Consider the following 7,299-nt stretch of genomic DNA (forward strand, 5'->3'; position numbering starts at 1 on the left):
CGCCGAAACGCGCCAGCAGCCGGGTTTCGGCGGCAAGATCAAGGCTGGTGCCGGTCCATGCCTCACGCGCAGCGGCGATGGCGGCGGCGCGCTGGCCGGTGCTGTCCAGGGCTTCGGCCAGCAACAGCCGGGCGGTTGCCGTCTGCGGCGCAAAGGCCCGCATATAGGTGAGGCGGTCGGTCATGGGTGTTGCATCGGTGATGCTTTTTTCCCCGTTGCGGCGGATGACTGCCGCTTGCGGCCAGTCGCCATAACTACCCAAAAATGCAGCATATTCCTGCCAGGTGCCGCGATAGCTGTCGCGGCGCAGCCGGTCCCAGGTCACGACGGCATCAAGGATGGGAACGGCAGCAACGCCGGACAAGGGCGCGGCCGAAAAGGCGCCGAAACGCCCAGCGGCATTGTCGGCCAGCCGGGCCGTGTACAGCGCGCGGCCGCCTTCATCGATGGTTTGGGCCGCAGCCGGGGCCGCAATCAATAGCGCCGGCAGCAACACCGCCAGCAACACTGTGCTGGACAATCGCGTCCGCCGCTCCATATCAGACCCTTTCAAGAACATGCCTTGCACTTAGGGCAGGGCACAGGGAACGCGCAATGTTTCAGGGATCGATACCGGCTCTGGTCACACCTTTTCGCGATGGCGCGGTCGATCTGGCGGCGCTGGCGAATTTTGTCGATTGGCAGATCATGCAGGGCAGCCATGGGCTGGTCCCCGTTGGCACCACCGGCGAATCGCCGACGTTGAGCCATGCCGAACATTATCAGGTCATTGCGACGACCATCGAGGCCGCGCGCGGCCGCGTGCCGGTGATTGCCGGCTGCGGGTCCAACGATACGGCCACGGCGCGGGCGCATCTGGCCTATGCCCAAAAGGCGGGCGCTGATGCCGCGCTGGTGGTCGTGCCCTATTACAACAAGCCGAGCCAGGCCGGGCTGATCGCGCATTTCACCAATCTGGCAGAATCGACGCGCCTGCCGATCATTCTTTACAATATTCCGGGCCGTTCGGTGGCGGACATGAGCGTGGCGACCATGGCACAGCTGGCCAAGGTGCCGAACATCATCGGCGTCAAGGACGCGACGGGCAACATTGCGCGTGTCGCGCAGCAGCGCGCTGCGTGCGGCGCCGATTTCATCCAGCTTTCGGGCAATGACGACATGGCGCTGGGCTTCAATGCGCACGGCGGCATCGGTGCGATTTCGGTGACCGCCAATGTGGCGCCGCGCCTGTGTTCCGACATGCAGCGGGCAATGCTGGCCGGGGATTTCCGTACCGCGCTGGCCATCAACGATCGGTTGCAGCCGCTGCATGACGCGTTGTTCAGCGATACCAGCCCCGGGCCGACAAAATATGCGCTGGCCCGCATGGGGCACATGCTCGCCGATGTCCGCCTGCCCATCATCGATGCGTCTGCTGCCAGCCGCGCCGCTATCGACGCGGCGCTTGCTCATGCGGGCATCGCCTGATGGCGCGGCCCAAAGGCAATGTCGGCATCAAGGTCAAGACCGTGGCCGAGAACCGCCGTGCCAGATTCGAATATTTCATCGAGCATGTCGTCGAAGCCGGCATCGCGCTGGCGGGCAGCGAAGTGAAGGCGCTGCGCACCGGCCAGGGTTCGATCGCCGAAGCCTATGCCGAGGTGAAGGATGGTCAGGTCTGGCTGGTCAATTGCAACATTCCGGTATTTGCGAACGCCAATCATTTCAATCATGAACCGAAACGGCCCAGAAGGCTGCTGTTGCACGAGCGCGAAATCGGCAAGATGGGCGGCGCGGTGCAGCGTCAGGGCATGACGCTGATCCCGCTGTCGATCTATTTCAATGACCGGGGCAGGGCCAAGGTCGAACTGGCGCTGGGCAAAGGCAAGCAGCTGCATGACAAGCGCGAAACCATGAAGGACCGGGACTGGAAGCGCGACCAGGCGCGGATCATGCGGGATCGCGGCTGATGACGGACAATGGTGGCATCAGGGACAAGCTTGTCGCCATCAAACAGGCCTGGGCACAGGCTGGCCGCCTGCTGACTGGCCAGACCGATCCGGACCGCGAAGGGCGCTTGCCGCCCGGCCAGCGGCTGGTGACCAATTGGCCAGTGCTGGATCTGGGGCTGAAACCCGACATCAGCCGGTCGGAATGGCAATTGTCGATCGATGGCGCCGTTGCTTCGCCGCTGACACTTGACTGGAACGCGCTGATGGCATTGCCGCAGACCCGGACCGTGTCGGATATGCACTGTGTCACGCAATGGTCGCGCTATGACAATCGCTGGACCGGCGTGACGACAGCGCATCTGATGTTTCTGGTGCAGCCGCTGCCGGGCGCGGCACATGTCGTGATGCATGGCAGTGACGGTTACACCACCAACATCACGCTGGAACGCTTTGTCGAGGACGGCAATCTGATCGTCCATGACCATGATGACGTGCCGTTGACGCGCGAGCATGGCGGGCCGGTGCGGGCGATGATCCCGCGCTGGTATCTGTGGAAATCGGCAAAATGGCTCAGCCGGATCGAAGTGATTGCCGCCGACAAGCCCGGCTTTTGGGAGCAGCGCGGCTATCACAACGAAGGCGACCCATGGACGGAGCAGCGATATGGCTGATCCAGAGCAGGCGGGCCAAGTGCAGGACGCGGCCCTGGACGCAGCCATCGAAGGCTGGAACCAGTTTGCACCGGTTCCGAATGTCGGCTGGCCAGCGCCCTATGCCGAGGGTGCCATCAGCCCCTGGATCGGCCCGGTGCTCATGGCGCTGCCGATGGCGCTGGCGCTGCTGGATTCTTCGGGGCGCATGATCGCCGGTAACGAGGCCATGATGGCCACGGCTGGCTCTGACTGGCGCCCGGGCCTGAAGCCCGACGCCATTGCGATTGCCGAGGATGCAGCGCAGATGGCCAAGGCCGTCGCCGAAGTGGTTGCCGGCCAGCCGGGCCGCGTGCTGCGACTTGCGCTCAAGAATCGCCCCGATGATCCGCAGGATGTCCGGATATTGCCGATACCGCCGGGGCTGGGCGTGTCGGGCGTCATTGCCATGCGCGATATCCGCGACCAGGTGCGGCTTGAGGCGCAAGTTGCGGCCGCGAGCCGCATGCAGGCCGTGGGCCAGCTTGCCGGCGGCGTCGCCCATGATTTCAACAATTTGCTGACAGCCGTGCTGGCGTTGGCCGAACAACTGCTTGAACGACGGTCGCCGACCGATCCGGACTTTGATGCGCTTGTCCAGATTCGCCGCAATGGCGAACGCGGCGCCGCGCTGGTGCGCCAGTTGCTGGCCTTTGCCCGGCAACAGCCGCAGCGGCAGCAACTGCTGGACCCCGGACAGCTGGTCGACGGCTTGCGGCCGCTGATCGCACAATTGCTCGGTCCGGCGATAGAGCTGGATATCGGCTATCGGCCGCTTGAGTTCGCCCTGCGCGCCGACCCGGGGCAGATCGAGCAGGTGATCGTCAATCTGGCGGTCAATGCCCGCGATGCCATGAGCGGCAACGGCCAGCTGAGGATTACGGTGTCGGATGTGCGCGGCGGCGACGTGGCGGCGCTGGGCCATGACATCATGCCGGCCATCGACCATATCGCGATCGATATCACCGATACCGGAACAGGCATTCCGCGCGCCATTCGCGGGCGCATTTTCGAACCGTTCTTCACCACCAAGCCGCAGGGGCAGGGGACAGGCCTGGGGCTTTCGACGGTTTATGGTATCGTCAAGCAATCGGGCGGTTACATCTTTGCCAAACCGGGCCCGGCCAATCGCGGCACCACATTTTCGGTGTATCTCCCGGCGCGGCCCAAGCCAAAGGTGATCGAGCGCGCGCCGCCGGTGCAGGTCAACCGCGACGGCATCGCAGGCATTCGCGTGTTGCTGGTCGAAGACGAGCCGGCTGTGCGGACGGTTTTCGCGCGCGGGCTTGAGCGCAAGGGCATGTTGGTGGTCACTGCCGAGGACGCAACCTCCGCGCTGGCCTTGCTAAGGGAGGAATGGCCGGTCGACGTGCTGGTGTCCGATGTGATGATGCCGGGCATCGACGGCGTGGAACTGGCCATGGAGGCCGGGCGGCTGCGGCCGGGCATCGGCATCGTGCTGATGTCGGGCTATGCCGAACTGCCCCGGCACCGGGCGGCAGATGCCAAGGGGATGCGCTTTCTTGCCAAGCCTTTTGCCCTTGAGGAACTGGTGTCGGCCATTGGTGGTGCGCAACCCGTGCCAGCAGCAAACAGCGGCGACTGACCCCCGGCAAGGCTAATTCGTTCTGCTCTTGTTCTACAAGAACGAAACATGTACACAGATTGGCAGGCAGAGTGTTTGGTGAGGGGCAAGGCATTGACGCCGCGCCTCGCCGGTTTCAGTAGAGGGGACAAGGGTCATGGCTGCAAACCTCAAGATAGTGGACACGAACATGGATCGGCAAAAGGCACTCGAAGCAGCATTGGCCCAGATCGACCGCGCCTTTGGCAAAGGCTCGGTGATGAAGCTTGGTCAGCGCGAAACGATGGAGATCGAAGCGGTTTCAACCGGCTCGCTCGGTCTGGATATTGCACTTGGTATCGGCGGCCTGCCGCGTGGGCGCGTCATCGAAATCTATGGTCCCGAAAGCTCGGGCAAGACCACGCTGGCGCTGCATGCCATTGCCGAAGCGCAAAAGATCGGCGGCACAGCGGCCTTTGTCGATGCCGAACACGCGCTTGACCCCGGCTATGCCAAGAAGCTTGGCGTCAACATCGACGAGTTGATCGTGTCGCAGCCCGACACCGGCGAGCAGGCGCTGGAAATCGTAGATACGCTGGTGCGTTCAAATGCCGTCGATGTGCTGGTGGTGGATTCGGTGGCCGCGCTGGTGCCGCGCGCCGAAATCGAAGGCGAAATGGGCGACAGCCATGTCGGCCTTCAGGCCCGTCTCATGAGCCAGTCGCTGCGCAAGCTGACGGGTTCGATCAGCCGGTCGCGTTGCACGGTGATTTTCATCAACCAGCTTCGCATGAAAATCGGCGTGATGTACGGCAACCCGGAAACGACCACCGGCGGCAACGCGCTGAAATTCTACGCCTCGGTGCGCCTTGATATTCGCCGCACCGGCCAGATCAAGGACCGTGATGAGGTTGTCGGCAACACAACGCGCGTCAAGGTCGTCAAGAACAAGGTGGCGCCGCCGTTCAAGCAGGTCGAATTCGACATCATGTACGGCGAAGGCATTTCGAAACTGGGTGAAATCCTCGACCTGGGCGTGAAGGCCGGTGTCGTTGAAAAATCCGGCGCTTGGTTCAGCCATGATTCGATCCGCCTCGGCCAGGGCCGCGAGAACTCCAAGAAGTTCCTCAAGGAAAACCCGGAAATGGCCGCCAAGATCGAAAAGGTCATCCGCGACAATGCGGCCGGCATTTCCGAAGCGCTGATGGTTGGTCCCAGCGACGAGGATGCCGGCGGCGACATGTGAGCCGACAGGATGCGGCCGTCAGTGCTGCATCCGGAAAATGAGGCAGGTCTGCCGCCGAAGGACCAGATTTTGTCTGGCACTTCGGCGGTGGCCCACCTGATGATTGCGATGCGTCCATGTCGGCCCGGGCAACGCGCGCCGAACGGATGCGGCGCCCTTGGCAACCCCTTGCCGAGCGCCCCAACCGCATAAGCGGCCGCGCAGTTCCTGCCTTATCGGCGGTCACCCAGGCCGCGGTCACCCAGGCCACGGTCACCCTGGCCGCGATCACCGATGCCACGGTCACCAAGGCCGCGGTCACCCAGGCCGGTGTTTGCTGCGTCGGGTTTCGGCGGTTTCGGCGGTTTTGGTGTGGTCGGCTTGGTCATGTTCTTTCCTCCGGAGTTGAAACAGCGTCGAAGCCCAGTCGCAAGAGCAGTTTTTCGAACGGCGGCAACTTGCGCAGCGTGTCGAGAAACGGGTCGCCCAGAGCATACATCATGCCGGCGTCACCGGCGGCATAGCCTTTTTCAAGCAGCGCCAGCGCCAGATCGGGCTGCCCCCATGAAGCTGCAACCTGCGCCTGTTGATACAGGCCGTTGTCACCGTGCTCGGCAACAAGCTTTTGCAGCGCGGCGCGGGCGGCAGCATCCTTGCCCTGCCGCTGGTTGATGATTGCCATGCCTGTGAGGTGAAAAAGGCTGCTGGGTTCTGCCACATAGGCTGCCTGCGCACCGGGCAGGTCGCCGAGAAACAGCTTTGCCGTGCCAAGTACAAAGCGAGCGACCGAGATATCTGGATTGATCGACAATGCTTGCTGGACTGGCGGGATGGCATCGGCATAGCGGCGGGCGCCCAGCGCGATCTCGCCCTTCAGCCATGCCGTTCGCGCATTGAGCGGGTCGAGCTGGCCGGCGCGGCTTGCGGCCCCGCGCGCAGCATCGAACCGGCCGGCGCGCGCCTGAAAAATGGCATATCGCGCCAGCACATTTGCATCGCCTTGGCCCAGCTCTGCGGATTTTTCATAGGCGGCGCGGGCCATCCTGACATTCAACTGCCCGTTCATGATGGCAAACCCCAGCGCTGAATGGGCTTCGGCGCAGCTTGGCGAAAGCGAAACGGCGCTCTGTGCGGCCTGCATTGCGGCAGCGAAACTGTCCCGTCGCGATTGGGCCTTGAGGTAAAGGTTGCCGATGACCGTCAGCACCAGGCTGCGCGACGCATGGGCAAGTCCATAGGCCGGGTCGCTGGCGATGGCGGCATCGAATGCCTGCAACGCGGCGCGGTCGCTGGCCTCGTCGCGGGCCAGGCCATACAGGTAACTACCCTTGAAGAACGCATCATGGGCAGCGACATTGTCGGTGCCGCCGCCGGCGCGCAGCCCGATCGGCGCCGGGCCGCCGAACAGGCGGCTGTCCAGCGCCGAAGTCACTGCGCCGGCAATTTCGTCCTGCACGGCAAACACGTCGGCGGCCGGTCGGTCGAATTGTTGCGACCACAGGCTGAAACCGGTTTCGCCATCGATGAGCTCGGCCGCAATGCGGAACTGCGACCCTGCGGCGCGGACATTGCCGTCGAGCAGATAGGAGACGCCCAGTTTGCGGGCGATGGCCTTGGCGTCGAAGTCATCGCCGCGCAGGAGCTGTGACGAGGTTTGTGCCACCACGGCCAGGCGCGGGTTGCGTGACAGTTGCGTGCGCACCTCGGCAGCTACTCCGTCCGAAAAATAGGCCTTGCCGGGATCACCTGACAGGTTGGCAAACGGCATGACGGCAATGCTGTTGGCACGCGAGCCGCTGCCGAACCATCCCGCCTGCCAGGCGATCCCGGCACCGGCAGCGGCCAGCACAGCCCCGCCGCCGGCAAGGGCCATGCGGCGGCTGATGAATG

General features: G+C 63.8%; 7 protein-coding genes and 1 pseudogene. 5 read left to right on the top strand and 3 right to left on the bottom strand.

Annotation, left to right across the window (positions count from 1 at the left end; genetic code table 11):
• Positions 1–520: pseudogene (locus tag RMQ73_RS03645) on the bottom strand (lytic transglycosylase domain-containing protein); the annotation flags it as partial.
• A gap of 74 nt (positions 521–594) precedes the next feature.
• On the opposite strand from RMQ73_RS03645, the gene dapA reads away from it, so the two are divergent.
• From dapA to recA, 5 genes are all read left to right on the top strand, one after another.
• A complete protein-coding gene (dapA, locus tag RMQ73_RS03650) occupies positions 595–1,467 on the top strand; it encodes a 4-hydroxy-tetrahydrodipicolinate synthase (protein WP_310496668.1) in 873 nt (290 codons plus the stop codon).
• The gene (gene smpB, locus RMQ73_RS03655) at positions 1,467–1,949 is read left to right on the top strand and encodes an SsrA-binding protein SmpB (RefSeq protein WP_310496669.1); all 483 of its coding nucleotides are present in this window, start codon (positions 1,467–1,469) and stop codon (positions 1,947–1,949) included. The genes dapA and smpB overlap by 1 nt, the downstream gene beginning before the upstream one ends.
• The gene (locus tag RMQ73_RS03660) at positions 1,949–2,602 is read left to right on the top strand and encodes a sulfite oxidase-like oxidoreductase (protein ID WP_310496671.1); all 654 of its coding nucleotides are present in this window, start codon (positions 1,949–1,951) and stop codon (positions 2,600–2,602) included. Before smpB ends, RMQ73_RS03660 begins: the two co-directional genes overlap by 1 nt.
• Positions 2,595–4,226, top strand: a complete 1,632-nt coding sequence (locus RMQ73_RS03665; protein WP_310496672.1) for a response regulator — start codon at positions 2,595–2,597, stop codon at positions 4,224–4,226. The genes RMQ73_RS03660 and RMQ73_RS03665 overlap by 8 nt, the downstream gene beginning before the upstream one ends.
• 136 nt (positions 4,227–4,362) lie before the next feature.
• Positions 4,363–5,430 carry a recombinase RecA gene (recA, locus tag RMQ73_RS03670; RefSeq protein ID WP_310496673.1) on the top strand — a complete coding sequence of 356 codons (1,068 nt, stop codon included), beginning with the start codon at positions 4,363–4,365 and terminating at the stop codon, positions 5,428–5,430.
• 212 nt (positions 5,431–5,642) lie between these two features.
• Here recA and RMQ73_RS03675 read toward each other — a convergent pair whose 3' ends face one another.
• Positions 5,643–5,798 (bottom strand): hypothetical protein, encoded by a 156-nt coding sequence (locus tag RMQ73_RS03675; protein WP_310496674.1) that lies wholly within the window; start codon positions 5,796–5,798, stop codon positions 5,643–5,645.
• Positions 5,795–7,299: hypothetical protein (locus tag RMQ73_RS03680; RefSeq protein WP_310496675.1), on the bottom strand; the 1,505-nt coding region annotated here is incomplete at its 5' end. The genes RMQ73_RS03675 and RMQ73_RS03680, both read right to left, overlap by 4 nt.

The organism is Sandarakinorhabdus sp. (assembly GCF_031430775.1).
Classification (GTDB): Bacteria; Pseudomonadota; Alphaproteobacteria; order Sphingomonadales; family Sphingomonadaceae; genus Sandarakinorhabdus.